The following is a 16,840-nucleotide window of genomic DNA, read 5'->3' on the forward strand; positions in this document are numbered from 1 at the left end:
GGATGATGCGTCGGCGGCGTGGTCGCTTGGGGTGGTGCGGAGGTGTGCGGGGGCGGAGGCGTCAGCCCAGGGTGGTGCCGATGTACGACGTCGATTCGGGGCCGGAGTCGGACTCGGCGGCGGGGGCGGCGGGCGCGGGGGTGGCCGGCGCGGGCGGCGTCTCGTGGCAGGTGAAGCCGAGGCGGGTCAGGGCGCGGGTGACCTCGAAGGCGGTGAAGTCGCGGCGGTCCTGCTTGGTGATCACCTCACCGACCTGCTTGACCGGGTACAGCTTGCGGCTGATGACGGCGCAGGGGCCGCTGACGGGCTGCTCCGGGCGGATGCCCTTGAGCATCTCCTCCACCTCGCTCTTCGTCAGATCGAAGGGGTAACGGGCGATCACGCAGCGCATGGTGCCTCACCAAGGGGTTCGAGCGGGAGGAGAGGGGAGGATTTCTCCTCGGGGAAAACAGGGAAGCCGGAGAACGGCCGAAGAACAGCGGGTGGCCGAAGAGCGGCAGATGGAACGGCGAGTAAATGAGCAGATACGAAAAGGGACCCGCACCCAAGGTGCGGGCCCCTGTTTCGCAGCTTCGCGTGCTTAGGCGGGAACGATGTTCTCCGCCTGCGGGCCCTTCTGGCCCTGCGTGATGTCGAAGGTCACCTTCTGACCTTCCTGCAGCTCGCGGAAGCCCTGGGTGGCGATGTTCGAGTAGTGGGCGAAGACGTCAGCGCCGCCGCCGTCCTGCTCGATGAAGCCGAAGCCCTTTTCCGCGTTGAACCACTTCACGGTACCGGTGGCCATGTCTTAACTCCTAGGCAGTGCACGAGATCCGCACTTTACGAATCTCCTCCATCGCCGTGATGATCACCTGCCCGGAGAACCGGTTCAAAATTGGCAACCACAACTGCAACTGAAGTCAGCCTAGCACGGAACCCATTTCGGCGGCGGCGGAATTGTGGGAGAAAAGCGCCGCCCGAAACAGTGAATTTCTGTTTCGCCGACATCAGATTTTCTAACGATGGGACGAGCGGCGCAGCTCCTCGTTCACCCGCAGCGCCTCGTCCAGCCGGTCCTCCAGGCTGATGATGCGGCAGGCGGCCTCGATGGGCGTCCCCTGGTCGACCAGCTCGCGGGCGCGGGAGGCCGTACGGAGCTGATGGCGCGAGTAGCGGCGGTGCCCGCCGTCCGACCGCGTCGGCGTGATCAGCCCGGCCTCACCCAGTGACCGGAGGAAACCGGGGGTGGAGGCGATCAGCTCGGCGGCCCGGCCCATGGTGTAGGCAGGGTAGTCGTCGTCGTCGAGCCGGTCGGCCGCGGGCTGCTGGCTTTCAGCGGGCATGTACACCTTTCCTGCGGGCCACCGGAGAGGGACGGCCCGCCGCAGGGGAGCGTGTTTCCCCCTACGGGAACTCTAGTCGCACCCGGGGAATCTCTGTCGCGGCGAGCACAGATGTCCTGACGGCCGTGGACGCCGGTTGACGCGCTCAGCGACCGAGGAGCAGGACGCGGCAGGCCCCGGCGGGCGGCCGCGGATCACGCGCTTCCGCCACGACGTCCCGCCAGCCCCAGGCCCGGTACGCGGCCAGCGTGTCGGTGTCGGCGGCGGGCAGCAGGGCGACGCCGAGGGCCGGCGCGTGATCGTCGAGCAGCCGGCGTTGCAGGCGCCGGGCGAGGTTCCAGTCCCGGTCCTGGTAGTGGGTGCGCACCCGGGTCGGGACGACGATCCCGGAGACCGCGAAGAGCCCGCCGGTGACCGCGAGGCCGCGCACGGTCCGGGGCAGACGGGTGTCGCAGCCCTGCCACCAGGGATCGGCGCCGCGCACGGGGAAGCCGTGGGCGAAGGCCGTCAGGGTGGTGTTCTCGGCGATCAGCAGGGTGAAGCCGGGCCGCCGGACCTCGCCCGCGAGCCGGCGCAGGAACTCGGCGCGGGAGCGGGTCCCGGCGCGGGTGCCGCCGGAGGTCTCCTCGTACAGATCGCCGAGGTCCTCGAACCGGTCCTCGACCTGGCGCCGGCTGAGCGGGCGGAGCCGGTCCCCCTGCCGGGGTGAGGGGCCGCGCTCCCGGCCGGGCGCCCACGGCTTCTCCCCCTGGGCCGCGTCGGCACCGGCGTGCGCGTCCGCACCGCCGTGCCCGACGAGGTCCGCGGTCATCGGCCGACCGGGCACATTCACGGTCATGGGGCGAGCCCTGCCCCGGGTGCGGACACGTCCGCCCCGGCGTCGTCCTTCGCCGAGGACGGCACCGGCGCGATCCGGCACACGAGAAATCCTCGGTCCCTTCACGGTACGCCCGCGAGCCGCGGCACGGCCTGGAGCCGGGGTCCGGCACGGGTCGGCGCGGGGGTCCGGCACGGGTCGGCGTCGGCGTCGGCGTGCGGCACGGGTCGGCGCCGGGGTCCGGCACGGCCTGGGCCGGGGTCCGGCACGGGTCGGCGTCAGCGTCGGCGTGCGGCACGGGTCGGCACGGGGGTCCGGCACGGCCTGGGCCGGGGTCCGGCACGGCCTGGGCCGGGGTCCGGCACGGGTCGGCGCGGGGGGTCCGGCGCGGGTAGGCACCGGGGGGGCCGGCACGGGTCGGCGTCGGCGTGCGGCACGGGCCTGGGGCGGGGTTCAGCGAGCCTGCGTCCTACGGCTCCTGCATCCCGAGTTCCACGGCCCCGCGCCCTACCGCGTCACTGGTTCCAGCTCTCGTCGTACGGGTCCTTCGGGGTCGGGACCGGCTTGGCCTCGGTGACCTGGAGGTAGGGGATGGGGCGGTTGTTGACGGGGTCCTTGGTCTGCTTCGCGGAGTAGGTGCCGGTGACCAGCAGCCAGGTGTCGGGCTGCAGGACCGGCGGGATCTTGCCGGTCAGGGCGATCTTCACCGGCTGGGCGTCCGCGGCACAGCAGTTGAGGGCCATGCGCACGAGGTAGGGGGCGCCGGACTTGTCGAGGGCCACGAAGCCGGTGACCTTGAGCTGACGGGTTCCGAGGGAGTGCCCGTGGTCGTAGACCGCCCTGGTCGCGTAGTCGACGAGACCGATGGTGAGCGGGTTGCTGTCGGGGAGCTTGGAGAGGCCGTAGGGCTGCTGGATGGCCGTGCCGGTGCGGACCGCGCTGTAGGAGCCGAGGGCGGGCGGGGCGACCAGGATCAGGGCGAAGAGGGGGAGCAGCAGGAGCCAGGAGATGCGGGGTTCGCGGTGTACGTGACCACCGTGGCCCTCGCCCTCCGGCTCCGCGTGAGCCTCCGCGTGGGCCTTCTCCGCCCGCGCCCGGCGCCACTCGTACCAGGCCGTCGCCAGCGCCGCGACGATGAGTACGCCTCCGGAGAGCAGCAGCAGCGGCTGGAGGCCGGCCTTGACGTAGCGGAGGTAGAGGTTGGTGAGGCCCGCGTGCAGCAGGGCCGTGCCGATCAGGAACAGGACGGCCGCCTGTGCCTGCCGGCTCACAGGAGCACCGCCGAGGTGACGACCGCGCCCGCGATGGCGAGGACGAAGGTGGCGGGCGCGAACCGCAGCGCGAAGCCGCGCCCGAACGTGCCCGCCTGCATGGCGAAGAGTTTCAGGTCGATCATCGGACCCACCACCAGGAACGCGAGTTTCGCCGTCAGGGAGAACTGGGTGAGTGACGCGGCCACGAACGCGTCCGCCTCCGAGCAGATCGACAGCAGGACGGCCAGGATCGAGAGGGCGAGGATCGCCACCACCGGGTTGTCGGCCGCCGTACGCAGCCAGCTCGCGGGCGCCACCGCCTTGAGCGTCGCCGCGGACATCGCGCCGAGCACCAGGAACCCGCCCGCCTGCATCACGTCGTGCCGCACCGAGCCCCAGAACGCGGCCCCCTTGGTCTCCCCCGCGTGCGGCTCGTGGGCGGGCAGCTTCAGCCAGTCGGTGCGGCCGAGCCGCGTCCACAGCCAGCCCATCACACAGGCGACCAGCAGGCTGCCGACGAACCGGGCGAGGACCATCTCCGGGTTGCGCGGGAAGGCGACGGCCGTCGCGGTCAGCACGATCGGGTTGATCGCCGGGGCGGAGAGCAGGAACGCGATCGCCGCCGCCGGGGTGACCCCCCGGCGCACCAGCGCCCCGGCCACCGGCACGGACGCGCACTCGCAGCCCGGCAGGATCGCGCCCGCCATCCCGGCCACCGGTACGGCCAGCACGGGGTTGTCGGGCAGCGCGCGGGTGAACCACGTGGCCGGCACGAACACCGCGATGGCCGCCGACAGCAGCACGCCCAGCACCAGGAAGGGCAGCGCCTGCACGACCACGGCCACGAACACCGTCATCCAGCTCTGCATCACGGGCGCGGACAGGGCCGTACGGATCGGCCCCTGCGCCAGCACCACCAGGAGCAGCACCATGGTCAGCACGAGCGGCGAGTTGAGCTGCCAGCCGTCCTTGGCCGGCGCCTGCGGTTCCTTCGCCGGTGCCTGCGGCTCCGGGGGTGATTCCGGGGTCGGCGGAGTCTCCGTGGTCGGCGCGGCTGGTTCGGTGGTGATGGCCACGGGTGTGCTACCTCCGGCAAGTGCGGGGTTTCGCGAGTTTTGCTCCCTGTCTCTGCATACGGCAGCAGGGGCGCGGGTGTTCAGCGCAATACTGGAACCACCCGCCTCCTTGGGGCAGTCTTTCCCCTCGTGGCGAGCAGCGTTCCTCATCAGACCCCTCCGGGCACCCCTCGGGCACACATGGTGGTGTGCGGCGACGACGCGCTCGCGCACCGGCTCGCGGCCGAACTGCGCGCTGTCTACGGCGAACAGATCACCCTCGTCGTACCGCTCTCGGAGGCCACCTCCCGGCCGCCGGTCGTCGGCCGTGCGCGTGCCGCCTCGGTGGCGCTGCGCGACCGGGTCAACGCGGCGGTGGCCAGGGCGAACGGCAACGGCGTACCGCCCGCCCCCGAACCTCCGCGCGGGGAGCGGGTGTTGGAGGTCCCCGAGCTGACCGAGGCGGTGTTCGCGGAGGCGGGCGTGGAGCGGGCGACCGCGCTGGCGCTCGTGCACGACGACGACGAGACCAACATCCGCGCCGCCCTCACCGCCCGCCGCCTCAACCCCCGTATCCGGCTCGTGCTCCGCCTCTACAACCGGCGCCTGGGCCAGCACATCGAGGAACTCCTCGACCAGGCGGCCGCGTTGGCGACCGGGGACAGCACCGTCTCGGGGCTCGACGCCTCCACCACCGTCCTCTCCGACGCGGACACCGCAGCGCCCGCGCTCGCCGCCACCGCCCTCGCCGGCACCAGCAAGGTCGTCCAGACCGACGGGCTGCTGCTGCGCGCGGTGGAGCGGCCGCCGCCCGCGCCCGGCGAGGTCGCCGACCCCGGGCTTGCCACCCTTGCCCTGCTGTCGGCCACCAGCAGCGACCCGGCCGGCGCGGACGGCTCCGAGGGCATGGGCGAACAGGGCCCGCGCCTGCTGCCCGACGCGGCGGCCGTCGCCTCGGCCACCGGGCGCGGGACCGTCGTCCTCGAGCAAGTGTCGTACGCCGGGCCGCAGTTGCCGGGCGGACGCGGGGGCGGTGTCGTACCGCCCTTCTCCTCCCTCTTCTCGCGGCGGCTGCGCTGGTCGCTGGCGGGCATGGTGGCGTGCGTGATCGCGCTCGCCGTGTCGCTGTGGCTGGTGACCGGTATCCATCCCGTGCGGGCCTTCTATCTGACGCTGCTCGATCTCTTCGCGATCGACGACCCCGCGATCGGGGCGCCGCTGGGCCGGCAGATCCTTCAACTCCTCTCCGGTCTCGTCGGGTTGCTCATGCTGCCGGTGCTGCTGGCCGCGGTCCTCGAGGCCCTCGGCACCTTCCGCACGGCGTCCGCGCTGCGCAAGCCGCCGCGCGGGCTCGGCGGGCATGTGGTGCTGCTGGGGCTCGGCAAGATCGGCACCCGGGTGCTGACCCGGCTGCGCGAACTCGACATCCCCGTGGTGTGCGTCGAGGCCGACCCCGAGGCGCGCGGTCTCGCGGTCGCGCGCCGGCTGCGGGTGCCGGTGATCCTCGGGGACGTCACCCAGGAGGGCGTCCTGGAGTCCGCCAAGATCCACCGCGCGCACGCACTGCTCGCGGTCACCAGCTCCGACACCACCAACCTCGAAGCCGTCCTCTACGCCCGCTCCGTACGGTCCGATCTGCGCGTCGTGCTCCGCCTCTACGACGACGACTTCGCGACCGCCGTGTACCGCACCCTGCGCGCCGCCCACCCCGGTGCCCTCACCCGGAGCCGGAGCGTCTCCCATCTGGCCGCGCCCGCGTTCGCCGGGGCGATGATGGGGCGGCAGATCCTGGGCGCGATTCCCGTCGAGCGGCGGGTGCTGCTGTTCGCGGCGATGACCGTGGGCGGGCATCCCCAGCTGGAGGGCAAGACGGTCGCCGAGGCGTTCCGGGCCGGGTCCTGGCGGGTGCTGGCGCTGGACACGGCGAACCGGGACGCGTCGGAGGACGTACGGCGGTCGGGGCTGGTGTGGGACCTGCCCGACACGTATGTCCTGCGGGGCTCGGACCGGGTGGTGCTTGCGGCTACCCGGCGGGGGCTGGCGGAGTTGCTGGGGCGCAGGCCGCGGGACCGGGCCGCGACCTGATCAGGTGCCCTGCGCCGGGGTCGGCCGCGGGTGGGACCGCGACCCGGCGCTGCGGGGTGCCGTCCGCGCCCACCCGGGCCGCCCCAGCGGCACGACTGCCCGCGGTCAGGCGGACACCGGAGTCCCACCCCCCAAGTGCCGCTCCGCGAAGTCCAGTTCCAACCTCACCTGCTTGATCCGCTCGTCCACCACCAGCGACCCGTGTCCCGCGTCGTACCGGTACACCTCGTGGACGGCGCCGCGCTTCTCCAGTCGTTCCACGTAGTTGTCGATCTGCTGGATCGGGCAGCGCGGGTCGTTGACGCCGGCCGAGATGTAGACCGGGGCCGTGACCTTGTCGACGTAGGTCAGCGGGGAGGACGCCTCGAAGCGGTCGGGGACCTCTTCGGGGGTGCCGCCCAGCAGCGTGCGGTCCATGGCCTTCAGGGCTTCCATCTCGTCGTGGTACGCCGTGACGTAGTCGGCGACCGGGACCGCCGCGATGCCGAGCGTCCACGCGTCGGGCTGGGTGCCGATGCCGAGGAGGGTGAGGTAGCCGCCCCAGGAGCCGCCGGTGAGGATCAGCCTGTCGGGATCGGCGAGGCCTGAGCTGATCGCCCACTCCCGGACCGCCGCGATGTCCTCCAGCTCGATCAGGCCGACCCGGACCTTCAGCGCGTCGGTCCACGCCCGCCCGTACCCGGTCGAACCGCGGTAGTTGACCCGTACGACCGCGTACCCGTGGTCGACCCAGGCCGCCGGGCCGGCCGCGAAGGAGTCGCTGTCGTGCCAGGTCGGGCCGCCGTGGATGTCGAAGACGGTCGGGAGGGGGCCGGTCGCACCCGCCGGCTTCTGGACCAGGGCGTGGATACGGCCGCCGGGGCCCTCCACCCACACGTCCTCCACCGGGACCGAGCCGGGTGACTTCAGGCCCGGCGGGTCCAGGACGACCTCGCCGGTCGTCGAGCGCACGGCGGACGGCTCGGCGGCCGAGGACCAGAGGTATTCGACGCTGCCGTCGGGGCGGGCCGTCGCGCCCGAGACGGAACCGGGCGGTGTCGGCACCTTCTCCAGGGCGCCCGAGGCGAGGTCGTAGCGGAACACCTCGCTGCGGGCCTCGAAGCTGTGCGCGATGAGGAGGGCCGAGCCGTCCGGGTACCACTCGGCGCTCACGTCACCCGGCAGGTCCAGGGACAGGTCGGTCTCGCCGCCCTTGACCACGTCCCACACCAGGGGCTCCCAACGGCCGCGCCGCTGATGCCCGATGAGGAGCCGGGTGTCGCCCTCCACGGGTGCGAAGCCGAGCACCTCAAGGCCCAGTTCCTCGGTGCCGCCCTTGGTGTCGTCCAGGTCGGCGACCGCCGTGCCGTCCGGGCGCAGGACGCGCAGCGCCGAGTGCATCGCGTCGCCGTGCTCGGTGTGCTCGATCGCGATCAGCGAGCCGTCGTGCGAGAGGTCGCCGACGCCCGCGGACTCGCGGTGGCGGTAGAGCAGTGCGGTCTCCTCGCCGGTGCGGGCGAGGTGGATCGTCGTACCGTCCTCGTCCGTGGAGCGGCCCACGACCGCCGTGCGGCCGTCGCGCGCGAGGGCCAGCCCGGCCGGGTAGGACGGTTCGAGGCCGGGGACGGCCGGTTCGTCGGGGCCGCCCTTGAAGGGCTGGCGGCGCCAGACGCCGAACTCGTCGCCGTCCTTGTCGTCGAACCACCAGATCCACTCCCCGTCCGGGGAGAGCACACCGTCCGTCGTGCCGTTCGGCCGGTCCGTGACCTGGCGTTGCTCGCCCGTCGCCCGGTCCCAGGCGTACAGCTCATACGTCCCTGTCGCGTTCGACACGAACAGGGAACGGTCGGGTGCGTCCTCCGCCCAGTCGGGCAGGGACACTCGGGGCGCCCTGAAGCGCTTCTCCCAGTCCGGTGTGTACGCGGACCCGTTGCTCTCAGTCATGGCCCCATACTGCCCGCCCTCACAGACATTGCACTGACTGGATCCTCAGCCTGTGGATAACTTCGACCAAGACCCGGTCGGAGCATTGCCGACGGCGGGTGAACCTCCGGGCCGACCCCCGGGCCAAGGCCTCGGCGACGGCCCCGTACCGTGGAAGGCGTGTACCGGTTTCTGCTGACATCGCGCTGGTGGGGCATCAACGTCTTCGTACTGCTCGCCATCCCCTTCTGCATCTTCATGGGGTCGTGGCAGCTGAGCCGGTTCCAGGCGCGCGTGGACAGCAGCCACCAGGCCACCAAGCAGGTCGAGACGGACCGCACGGAGGCCGCCCGCCCGCTCGCCGAACTGCTGCCGGTCGACCAGAGCACATCAGGTCGGCAGACCACCGCGACCGGCCGCTACGGCAAACAACTCCTCGTCCCCGACCGCCAGTTGGACAGGAAGAACGGCTACTACGTCCTCACCCTGCTGCGCACCGACGACGGCAAGGCGCTGCCCGTGGTCCGCGGCTGGCTGCCCGGCACGCCCGACGCGGCGAAGGCACCGGCCGCGCCGACCGGCGAGGTCACCGTCACCGGCTCGCTCCAGGCCTCCGAGACCCCCGGCGACAACGGCGTCAGCGCCCAGGGCGGGCTGCCGTCCGGCCAGACCGCCGCGATCAGCGCGGCCTCGCTGGTGAACCTGGTGCCCTACCCCGTGTACGACGCGTGGATCACGCTCGACAGGGCCGACTCCGGGATGACGGCCGTACCGGCGACCGCGCCCGCGAACACCGGCCTCGACCTGAAGGCGTTCCAGAACCTGGGCTACACCGGCGAGTGGTTCGTCTTCGCGGGCTTCGTCGTCTTCATGTGGTTCCGGCTGCTGCGCCGCGAGGTGGAGTTCGCGCGGGACGCGGAACTCGGGCTGCTGCCCGAGGACGAGAGCGAGCAGGCGGCCCGCGTCACCGTCTGACGCCGCCGGCTCCCCCGTGGACCGGCGACCGACGGCCGTCCTGTGTCCTACGACCCCGGCAGCGGGCCCGTCCGGTAGATGGTCCCCGCGCACGCGTTCGGTACGACGACCGAGGTCGTCGGTGAGCCCGCCTGCGCCGTGTGGGAGACCTGGACACTGCCGTCGAGCGTGCCGTCCTCGGGGAGCAGCTGGGCGGAGGTGCCGGTGTCACCGGCCGTGGAACCGCTGGTGGTGCTGGCGTCCTCCGAGGGCGACGGACTCGGCGTGGTGCCGCCGCTGGTGGTGCCGCCGCTGTCGCCGCCGCTGCTGGTGGGGCAGGTCTCCGAGGGCACCCAGGCGAACTTGACCTGGTAGGCGGAGCCGGGCAGCAGCACGACTTCGGCGGGCTCCGTCGACGGGTCGGGCAGACCGGCCGCCACGTCCCCCGCGGCGTGCTGCTTCACGGAGATCTTGCTGCTCTCGGCGGCCCCCAGCGGGGAGAATCCCACGGTGCCGGGCCCGCCGACGGTACAGCTGGTGCCGGAGGTGTTGGTGACGGTGAACGTGCCGTAGACGATGCCCCCCGCGTCGGCGGCGGCCACGGACGAGGTGGCCGAGCCGAGCTGTGCGGCTCCGCAGATGGGCGCGGCCGTCCCGGTGCTGGAGGAGGGGTTGGCGCTCGCGGTGCCTGCGCCCTCGTTCTTGCTCCCGCCCTCGTTCTTGTGGCCGCCCGGATTCTGTCCCGACGTCTGCCCGGAGGAGCCGCCCGAGGTGCTGGAACCTCCGTCCGGGTTCTTGCCCTGGCTGGTGCCGCCCTGGGCCTGTGAGCTGTTGCCCGCCATGGACGGGTCGACGGAACCCGTCGAGTTCGAGACGTGCACGAGGGCCGGGATGGCGGTGCCGAAGAAGAGCGCGGCGGCGGCCATGCCGACGACGGCCTGGCGCTTGCGGGCCCGGCGGGCCGGCACCGCCTTGCGCAGGTGCTCCAGCGTGCCGTCGCGCGGCTCGACCTCCTGGACCGCCTGGTGCAGCAGCCGGCGCAGCGCCAGCTCGTCCGGGGCGAATCCCTCGGTGTCGTGGTCGCCGAGGCCGGCGGGTCCGCCGAGTTGCGCGGCGAGCCCCGCGAGCCCCCCGAGTCCTTCCGGGGCGCGCCCCTGAACGGTCTCGGGGTTCTCGGTGCTGTCCGAGTTCTCGGGGTTCTCGGGGTTCTCCCCTCCGGAGGCTCCTCCGGAGTTCCCGTCGAGGCTCGGCCCGGTGGGGCTCTGTTCGTCGGGGCCGTGGTTCACAATTCCGTTCCCAGCGTGCGATTCGTTCGGTTCTTCCTTGCGGGCCCAGGTCGGACCGCGCCGGACTTCCGGCTCGCGCCGAGCACGCGCGCCGTTCCCGTCGACGTTGTCGCTCATGCCGTCGCCTCCATCGCGATGCGGAGGGCGGCGATCCCGCGTGAGCCGTACGCCTTCACCGAGCCCAGCGAGATGCCGAGCGACTCGGCGACCTGCGCCTCGGTCATGTCCGCGAAGTAGCGCAGGACCAGGACCTCGCGCTGGCGGCGCTGCAGGCCCTTCATCGCCTTGATGAGGGAGTCGCGCTCCAACTGGTCGTAGGCGCCCTCCTCCGCGCTGGCCATGTCCGGCATCGGCTTCGAGAGGAGCTTGAGGCCGAGGATGCGGCGGCGCAGGGCCGAGCGGGAGAGGTTGACGACGGTCTGGCGCAGATACGCCAGGGTCTTCTCGGGGTCACGGACACGTTTGCGCGCCGAGTGGACCCGGATGAACGCCTCCTGGACGACGTCCTCGCAGGAGGCCGTGTCGTCGAGGAGGAGCGCGGCCAGGCCGAGCAGCGAGCGGTAGTGCGCCCGATAGGTCTCGGTGAGGTGGTCGACGGTCGTTCCGGCCGCGACGGTGTCGTCGACACCTTCGCGCTGGTTCGGGATGCGGGCGGGCCGCGCTGCGGGCATCGGCGCGATCACCGGCATGCCGCCGGGCGCACGGGATCCACGCGGAGGCCGTAGGGCCGTGCCGCGTGCCGCAGTGAAGTCGAGTACCTGAGCCACGCAAGTTGGACGCGCTTCCCCCCTCGGGGGTTGTACGCGTCGACCGTCACATTTATGTCAGACGAAACAAACAGTCCACCCACCCGTCTGGTGTCAGGCAGCACAACCGACCGTGCGTCGAACACCCTCATGCCTACCCGCTCTTCCCCTGTGTCACGAATGTCGGGGGCGTCCCCACGCCCCTCACCGCATCCCCGCGCCCGCTGAAGGGCGTCCGCAAAGACGCTCCCCGCTCACCGCGCGGTTGCGGGAAGCGGGGAGTGAAATCTTCGGATGCGGAGGTGGCTGGATTCAAGTGGTCCCAACCATTAATCCGGCCACATCGCGCACAGTGATCCTACAAACCCGGGCGCCGCTGGCCAGCGGATTTACGGCCGGGCGGAGTGAGCGGGTCCGGTTCTCACCCGAGGTCGCGCGCCACCAGCTCGGCGATCTGTGCCGTATTGAGGGCCGCTCCCTTGCGCAAATTGTCCCCGCAGACGAACAGTTCGAGCGCGGTCGGGTCGTCCAGCGCCCGCCGCAGCCGCCCCACCCAGGTCGGGTCGGTGCCCACCACGTCGGCGGGGGTGGGGAACTCCCCGGCGGCCGGATTGTCGAACAGGACGACACCCGGAGCCGTGGCGAGGATCTCGCGCGCCTTGTCGACGGTGACCTCGCCCTGGAAGCGGGCGTGGACGGTGAGGGAGTGCGTGGTGACCACCGGGACGCGCACACACGTCACGGCGACCGGCAGCCCGGGCTGGCCGAGGATCTTGCGGGTCTCGTCCCGCACCTTCATCTCCTCCGAGGACCAGCCGTCCTCGCGCAGGGACCCGGCCCACGGTACGACGTTCAGCGCGACCGGCTCCGGGAACGGCCCGGTGTTGTCGCCGACGGCCCGCCGTACGTCACCGGGCTTGGTGCCCAGTTCGGTGCCCGCGACGAGGGCGAGCTGCTGGCGCAGGGTGTCGACCCCAGCCCGGCCCGCCCCGCTCACCGCCTGGTACGACGACACCACCAGCTCGCGCAGGCCGAACTCGGCGTGCAGCGCGCCCACGGCGACGATCATCGACAGGGTCGTGCAGTTCGGGTTGGCGATGATCCCGCGCGGGCGCCAGCGCACCTTGTGCGGGTTGACCTCGGGGACCACCAGGGGCACCTCGGGGTCCATCCGGAAGGCGCCCGAGTTGTCGACGACGACCACGCCCTTGGCGGCGGCGACCGGCGCCCACTGGGCGGAGACCTCGTCGGGGACGTCGAACATGGCGACGTCGACCCCGTCGAAGGCCTCCTCCGAAAGGGCCACCACCTCGATCTGCTCCCCGCGCACGGCCAGCTTGCGGCCGGCCGAGCGCGGAGAGGCGATCAGGCGGATCTCGCCCCAGATGTCCGCGTGCTGGGACAGGATCTGGAGCATGACCGTGCCGACGGCCCCGGTCGCTCCGACAACGGCGAGCGTCGGACGCACGGTCGCTCCGGTGGTGGCCATCAGCGGCCGGTGCCTCCGTAGACGACGGCTTCGTCGCTGTCGGAGTCGAGGCCGAACGCCGTGTGCACGGCGCGGACGGCCTCGTTGACGTCGTCCGCGCGGGTCACGACCGAGATACGGATCTCGGAGGTCGAGATCAGCTCGATGTTGACGCCCGCGTCGGACAGGGCGGTGAAGAAGTCGGCGGTGACGCCCGGGTTCGTCTTCATCCCGGCGCCCACCAGCGAGATCTTCCCGATCTGGTCGTCGTAGCGCAGCGACTCGAAGCCGATGCCGTCCTTGTTCTTCTCCAGGGCGTCGATGGCCTTGCGGCCCTCCGCCTTGGGGAGGGTGAAGGAGATGTCCGTCAGGCCCGTGGAGGCCGCCGACACGTTCTGCACGATCATGTCGATGTTGACCTGGGCGTCGGAGATCGTCCGGAAGATCACCGCGGCCTCGCCCGGCTTGTCGGGCACGCCGACGACCGTGATCTTGGCCTCGGAGGTGTCGTGCGCGACACCGGAGATGATGGCCTGCTCCACCTGCTGGACTCCTTGCTTCGGCTCACTGCTGACCCAGGTGCCCTGAAGTCCGCTGAAGCTGGACCGCACATGGATCGGGATGTTGTATCGGCGGGCGTACTCCACACAGCGGTGGAGCAGCACCTTGGAGCCGGAGGCGGCGAGCTCCAGCATGTCCTCGAAGGCGATCCAGTCGATCTTCTTCGCCTTCGGCACCACCCGCGGGTCGGCGGTGAACACCCCGTCGACGTCGGTGTAGATCTCGCAGACCTCGGCGTCGAGGGCGGCGGCCAGCGCGACGGCGGTGGTGTCACTGCCACCGCGCCCCAGCGTGGTGATGTCCTTCTTGTCCTGGCTCACACCCTGGAACCCGGCGACGATGGCGATGTTGCCCTCGTCCAACGCGGTACGGATCCGACCGGGCGTGACGTCGATGATCCGGGCTTTGTTGTGGACCGAGTCGGTGATGACGCCTGCCTGGCTGCCGGTGAACGACTGGGCCTCGTGCCCCAGGTTTTTGATCGCCATGGCCAGCAGTGCCATGGAGATCCGCTCTCCGGCGGTCAGCAGCATGTCGAACTCACGCCCGGCGGGCATCGGAGATACCTGCTCGGCGAGATCGATCAGCTCGTCCGTCGTGTCGCCCATCGCGGAAACGACGACGACCACTTGGTGGCCGTTCTTCTTCGCTTCCACGATTCGCTTGGCGACGCGCTTGATGCCCTCGGCATCGGCTACGGAGGAGCCTCCGTACTTCTGCACGACAAGGCCCACGTGCGCTCCTCGCTCAGTCCTGGTGTGTCGGCTCAGTTTAACGAGCGCCCGAAATTCCCTTCCCAGGTATCGCATGGTGAGATTCGGACGCCCAGGTCAGCGCATGCCCAATCCAGGGGTGCGGGAAAAGTGCCGAGCGTCACAGGTGACAGCCGGGATGGGGGTTTCCCGCACTAAGGTGCGCCGTGTGCGCGTACTTCTGGTGGAAGACGATGAGCCGGTCGCCGAGTCCCTACGACGCGGACTGATCCGCTACGGCTTCGAGGTCGACTGGGTCACCACGGGCGGCGCGGCGCTGAGCCACTCCGCCCCCTACGACGTCGTCCTCCTCGACCTCGGCCTGCCCGACACCGACGGCCTCGACGTGTGCAAGGCGCTGCGCGCCCGCGGCGACGTACCGATCATCGTGATCAGCGCGCGCAGCGACGAGACGGACCGGGTGGTCGGCCTGGAACTGGGCGCGGACGACTACGTCTCGAAACCGTTCGGGGTGCGCGAGGTCATCGCGCGGATAAGGGCGGTGATGCGCCGCGCACAGCCGAGGGCGGTTTCGGAAGCGGCCGGCCCCGACGCTTACGGCCCCCGCCTCACCATCGACCGCAAGGCCGCCCGCGTCCGCCTCGACGGCGAGGAGGTGCCACTGGCCCCCAAGGAGTACGACCTGCTGTCGTTCCTCACCGAGGAGCCCGGGGCGCTGATGTCGCGCGAGCAGATCATGGAAGCGGTCTGGGACGCGAACTGGTTCGGCCCGACGAAGACCCTCGACGTCCATGTGGCCGCGCTGCGAAGGAAGTTGGCGGGCGCGATCACGATCGAGGCGGTACGAGGCGTGGGCTTCCGCCTGGAGATCGTCGAGGGGCCCCCGGCCTCATGATCCGGCAGCTGATCGTCAGCTACGTCCTGCTCGTGGCCGTGGCGCTGACCGCGTTCACCGTGCCGGTCGCCTTCACGCTGACCGCCCAACTCCGGGGCGACACCGAGCAGTCGGTGCGGCGCGAGGCGAAGACGATGGCGCTGCTGCTGAGCGGCGACGCGGCCTCGCGCGCGGCCCTGGACCGCATGGTGGTGGCGTACGCGCAGGAGACCCCCGGCACGGCCGAGGTACTGCCCGCGTCACGCGCCAAGACCGCGACGCACTGGGGCGACGGAAAGCTCGAGGTGACGGCACCGGCGCAGCGCGACGGCCGGACGGTCGGCGCCGTCCGCATCACGTACCCGACCTCCGACCTGACCCGGCGCCTGGTCCAGATCTGGGGTTTCCGCGCGATCCTCGCCCTCGCGGTCCTGGCGGTGGCGGCGGGACTGGGCGCGCTGGTCGCCCGCCGCCTGACCCGCCCCCTCCGCCAACTCAACGACATGGCGAGCAAGTTCAGCGACGGCGACCTGACGGCACGTACGCCCGTGACAGGCCCGCACGAGACGCAGACGCTGGCCAGGACGTTGAACCAGGCGGGCGAACGCCTCGACACCCTCATCGCCTCGCAGCGCATCTTCGTGGCCGACGCCTCGCACCAACTCCGCACCCCGCTCACGGCGTTGAGACTCTCGCTGGACAACATCGCGGACGGCGTGGACGACGAGTTCGTACGGGAGGACGTCGATCAGGCGACGGCCGAGGTGGTCCGCATGAGCCGCCTCGTCAACGGCCTGCTGGTGCTGGCGCGGGCCGAGGCGAAGGTGACGGCGGCGGAACCGCTGCCGCTGCGGGAGATCGTGGCCGAACGCCTCTCGGTGTGGAGACCGGCCGCCGACGAGCGCGGAGTCGAGATCGCGCTCAGGGGGAGTGTTGTCGACGGCCGGCCGCTTGTGCTGGCCAGTCCCGGTCATCTCGAACAGGTCCTGGACAACGTGCTGTCGAACGCCCTGGAGGTGTCACCGGACGGCGCGACGATCACCGTACGGTCCGAATCCCGGGGCGACGAGGTCGAGTTGACGGTGACGGACGAGGGCCCCGGCATGTCCGACGCGGACAAGTCCCGCGCCTTCGACCGCTTCTGGCGCGGTCAGGGCCTCACCGGGCGCTCCGGTTCGGGCCTGGGCCTGGCCGTCGTACGCCAGTTGGTGACGGACGACGGCGGCACGGTGACCCTGCGGGACGCGGCCGGCGGAGGGCTTGTCGTCGCGATCACCCTTCGGGCATCACCGAGGAGTGGTGGTTGACGATCAGCCACTTGCCGCCGCGCTTCTCGTACTCGTAGGTGTAACGGGCTTCTACGACACGCTTCTTGCCGGTCTTCGGGTCGGTGAGTGTGATGTCGTAGGCACCCGCGTCGATGGCCGAGTTGCTGTCGAGGACGTTGATGTACGTCTCGACCTTCTTCGCGACCGGCTTGTTCGGCAGGAAGTGCTCGAAGTAGTCGACGATCTCGGCACGGTCGGTGCGGATCTCGTTGGAGACGGTGGGGAGCAGTACGGCGTCCGGCGCATACCGGTTCGCGACCTTCTTGGGGTCACCGGTCTGCAGTGCCGCGTTCCAGCCGTCGAAGAGGGCGGCTATCTGCTTCTTGGAGGGTTTGGTGTCGTGCTGGGGCCCGGCGGTCGCGGCGACGGTGCCGAGCGTACCGAGGGCCAGGGCGGTGGTGACGGTGACGACGGCTGCACGCTTGCTCATGGTCCGGCGGGTCATCTCAACTCCAGTTGTACTGGTGCGTTTTGGG

16 protein-coding genes are annotated in these 16,840 nt (G+C 71.3%); 4 read left to right on the forward strand and 12 right to left on the reverse strand.

The window, feature by feature from the left end:
* Positions 1-61: 61 nt before the first annotated feature.
* From SSP08S_RS24690 to SSP08S_RS24715, 6 genes are all read right to left on the reverse strand, one after another.
* Positions 62-391, reverse strand: a complete 330-nt coding sequence (locus tag SSP08S_RS24690; RefSeq protein ID WP_019070315.1) for an SCO5918 family protein — start codon at positions 389-391, stop codon at positions 62-64.
* 189 nt (positions 392-580) lie between these two features.
* Entirely contained in the window at positions 581-784 is a 204-nt protein-coding gene (locus SSP08S_RS24695) for a cold-shock protein (protein WP_019063123.1), read from the reverse strand.
* A 211-nt stretch (positions 785-995) separates the two neighbouring features.
* On the reverse strand, positions 996-1,322 hold the full coding sequence (locus tag SSP08S_RS24700) for a MerR family transcriptional regulator (RefSeq protein WP_019070316.1): 327 nt from the start codon (positions 1,320-1,322) through the stop codon (positions 996-998).
* Between the two features lie 145 nt (positions 1,323-1,467).
* Positions 1,468-2,160 (reverse strand): hypothetical protein, encoded by a 693-nt coding sequence (locus tag SSP08S_RS61805; protein WP_158697193.1) that lies wholly within the window; start codon positions 2,158-2,160, stop codon positions 1,468-1,470.
* A 494-nt stretch (positions 2,161-2,654) separates the two neighbouring features.
* Complete coding sequence (locus tag SSP08S_RS24710; protein ID WP_019070318.1) at positions 2,655-3,410, reverse strand: TIGR03943 family putative permease subunit; 756 nt, start codon at positions 3,408-3,410, stop codon at positions 2,655-2,657.
* A complete protein-coding gene (locus SSP08S_RS24715; protein ID WP_019070319.1) occupies positions 3,407-4,468 on the reverse strand; it encodes a permease in 1,062 nt (353 codons plus the stop codon). The genes SSP08S_RS24710 and SSP08S_RS24715 overlap by 4 nt, the downstream gene beginning before the upstream one ends.
* A gap of 180 nt (positions 4,469-4,648) precedes the next feature.
* Between SSP08S_RS24715 and SSP08S_RS24720 the strand changes: the two genes are divergently transcribed.
* Positions 4,649-6,532 carry a potassium channel family protein gene (locus SSP08S_RS24720; RefSeq protein WP_026178799.1) on the forward strand — a complete coding sequence of 628 codons (1,884 nt, stop codon included), beginning with the start codon at positions 4,649-4,651 and terminating at the stop codon, positions 6,530-6,532.
* A gap of 105 nt (positions 6,533-6,637) precedes the next feature.
* Here the strand turns inward: SSP08S_RS24720 and SSP08S_RS24725 are convergent, their stop codons facing one another.
* Positions 6,638-8,455, reverse strand: coding sequence for a S9 family peptidase (locus SSP08S_RS24725; RefSeq protein WP_026178800.1), 1,818 nt, complete (start codon positions 8,453-8,455; stop codon positions 6,638-6,640).
* Between the two features lie 159 nt (positions 8,456-8,614).
* On the opposite strand from SSP08S_RS24725, the gene SSP08S_RS24730 reads away from it, so the two are divergent.
* Entirely contained in the window at positions 8,615-9,409 is a 795-nt protein-coding gene (locus SSP08S_RS24730) for an SURF1 family protein (RefSeq protein WP_019070322.1), read from the forward strand.
* 47 nt (positions 9,410-9,456) lie between these two features.
* On the opposite strand, the gene SSP08S_RS55765 is transcribed toward SSP08S_RS24730, so the two are convergent.
* The 4 genes from SSP08S_RS55765 to SSP08S_RS24750 form a co-directional block, all read right to left on the reverse strand.
* A complete protein-coding gene (locus SSP08S_RS55765; protein ID WP_019070323.1) occupies positions 9,457-10,791 on the reverse strand; it encodes a hypothetical protein in 1,335 nt (444 codons plus the stop codon).
* Entirely contained in the window at positions 10,788-11,363 is a 576-nt protein-coding gene (locus SSP08S_RS24740; RefSeq protein ID WP_019070324.1) for a SigE family RNA polymerase sigma factor, read from the reverse strand. Before SSP08S_RS24740 ends, SSP08S_RS55765 begins: the two co-directional genes overlap by 4 nt.
* Before the next feature lie 478 nt (positions 11,364-11,841).
* Positions 11,842-12,909 (reverse strand): aspartate-semialdehyde dehydrogenase, encoded by a 1,068-nt coding sequence (locus SSP08S_RS24745; protein WP_019070325.1) that lies wholly within the window; start codon positions 12,907-12,909, stop codon positions 11,842-11,844.
* A complete protein-coding gene (locus tag SSP08S_RS24750) occupies positions 12,909-14,183 on the reverse strand; it encodes an aspartate kinase (protein ID WP_019070326.1) in 1,275 nt (424 codons plus the stop codon). The genes SSP08S_RS24745 and SSP08S_RS24750 overlap by 1 nt, the downstream gene beginning before the upstream one ends.
* 187 nt (positions 14,184-14,370) lie before the next feature.
* Here SSP08S_RS24750 and SSP08S_RS24755 point away from each other — a divergent pair, with 187 nt between their 5' ends.
* Together SSP08S_RS24755 and SSP08S_RS24760 are read left to right on the forward strand one after the other, a co-directional pair.
* A complete protein-coding gene (locus tag SSP08S_RS24755) occupies positions 14,371-15,057 on the forward strand; it encodes a response regulator transcription factor (RefSeq protein ID WP_019070327.1) in 687 nt (228 codons plus the stop codon).
* A complete protein-coding gene (locus SSP08S_RS24760; RefSeq protein WP_019070328.1) occupies positions 15,054-16,343 on the forward strand; it encodes a HAMP domain-containing sensor histidine kinase in 1,290 nt (429 codons plus the stop codon). The genes SSP08S_RS24755 and SSP08S_RS24760 overlap by 4 nt, the downstream gene beginning before the upstream one ends.
* Here the strand turns inward: SSP08S_RS24760 and SSP08S_RS24765 are convergent.
* The gene (locus SSP08S_RS24765; protein WP_019070329.1) at positions 16,309-16,809 is read right to left on the reverse strand and encodes an SgcJ/EcaC family oxidoreductase; all 501 of its coding nucleotides are present in this window, start codon (positions 16,807-16,809) and stop codon (positions 16,309-16,311) included. The two genes, SSP08S_RS24760 and SSP08S_RS24765, sit on opposite strands and share 35 nt — an antisense overlap.
* Positions 16,810-16,840: the final 31 nt, after the last annotated feature.

Origin of the sequence: Streptomyces hokutonensis, from assembly GCF_000376565.1 — a bacterium.
Lineage (GTDB): Bacteria > Actinomycetota > Actinomycetes > Streptomycetales > Streptomycetaceae > Streptomyces > Streptomyces hokutonensis.

Bases quoted from the DNA above. Each gene is read 5' to 3' on its own strand.
- SSP08S_RS24690 (WP_019070315.1), bottom strand. From the start codon at position 391: ATGCGCTGCGTGATCGCCCGTTACCCCTTCGATCTGACGAAGAGCGAG.
- SSP08S_RS24695 (WP_019063123.1), bottom strand. From the start codon at position 784: ATGGCCACCGGTACCGTGAAGTGGTTCAACGCGGAAAAGGGCTTCGGC.
- SSP08S_RS24700 (WP_019070316.1), bottom strand. From the start codon at position 1,322: ATGCCCGCTGAAAGCCAGCAGCCCGCGGCCGACCGGCTCGACGACGAC.
- SSP08S_RS61805 (WP_158697193.1), bottom strand. From the start codon at position 2,160: ATGACCGTGAATGTGCCCGGTCGGCCGATGACCGCGGACCTCGTCGGG.
- SSP08S_RS24720 (WP_026178799.1), top strand. From the start codon at position 4,649: ATGGTGGTGTGCGGCGACGACGCGCTCGCGCACCGGCTCGCGGCCGAA.
- SSP08S_RS24725 (WP_026178800.1), bottom strand. From the start codon at position 8,455: ATGACTGAGAGCAACGGGTCCGCGTACACACCGGACTGGGAGAAGCGC.
- SSP08S_RS55765 (WP_019070323.1), bottom strand. From the start codon at position 10,791: ATGAGCGACAACGTCGACGGGAACGGCGCGCGTGCTCGGCGCGAGCCG.
- SSP08S_RS24740 (WP_019070324.1), bottom strand. From the start codon at position 11,363: ATGCCGGTGATCGCGCCGATGCCCGCAGCGCGGCCCGCCCGCATCCCG.
- SSP08S_RS24745 (WP_019070325.1), bottom strand. From the start codon at position 12,909: ATGGCCACCACCGGAGCGACCGTGCGTCCGACGCTCGCCGTTGTCGGA.
- SSP08S_RS24760 (WP_019070328.1), top strand. From the start codon at position 15,054: ATGATCCGGCAGCTGATCGTCAGCTACGTCCTGCTCGTGGCCGTGGCG.
- SSP08S_RS24765 (WP_019070329.1), bottom strand. From the start codon at position 16,809: ATGACCCGCCGGACCATGAGCAAGCGTGCAGCCGTCGTCACCGTCACC.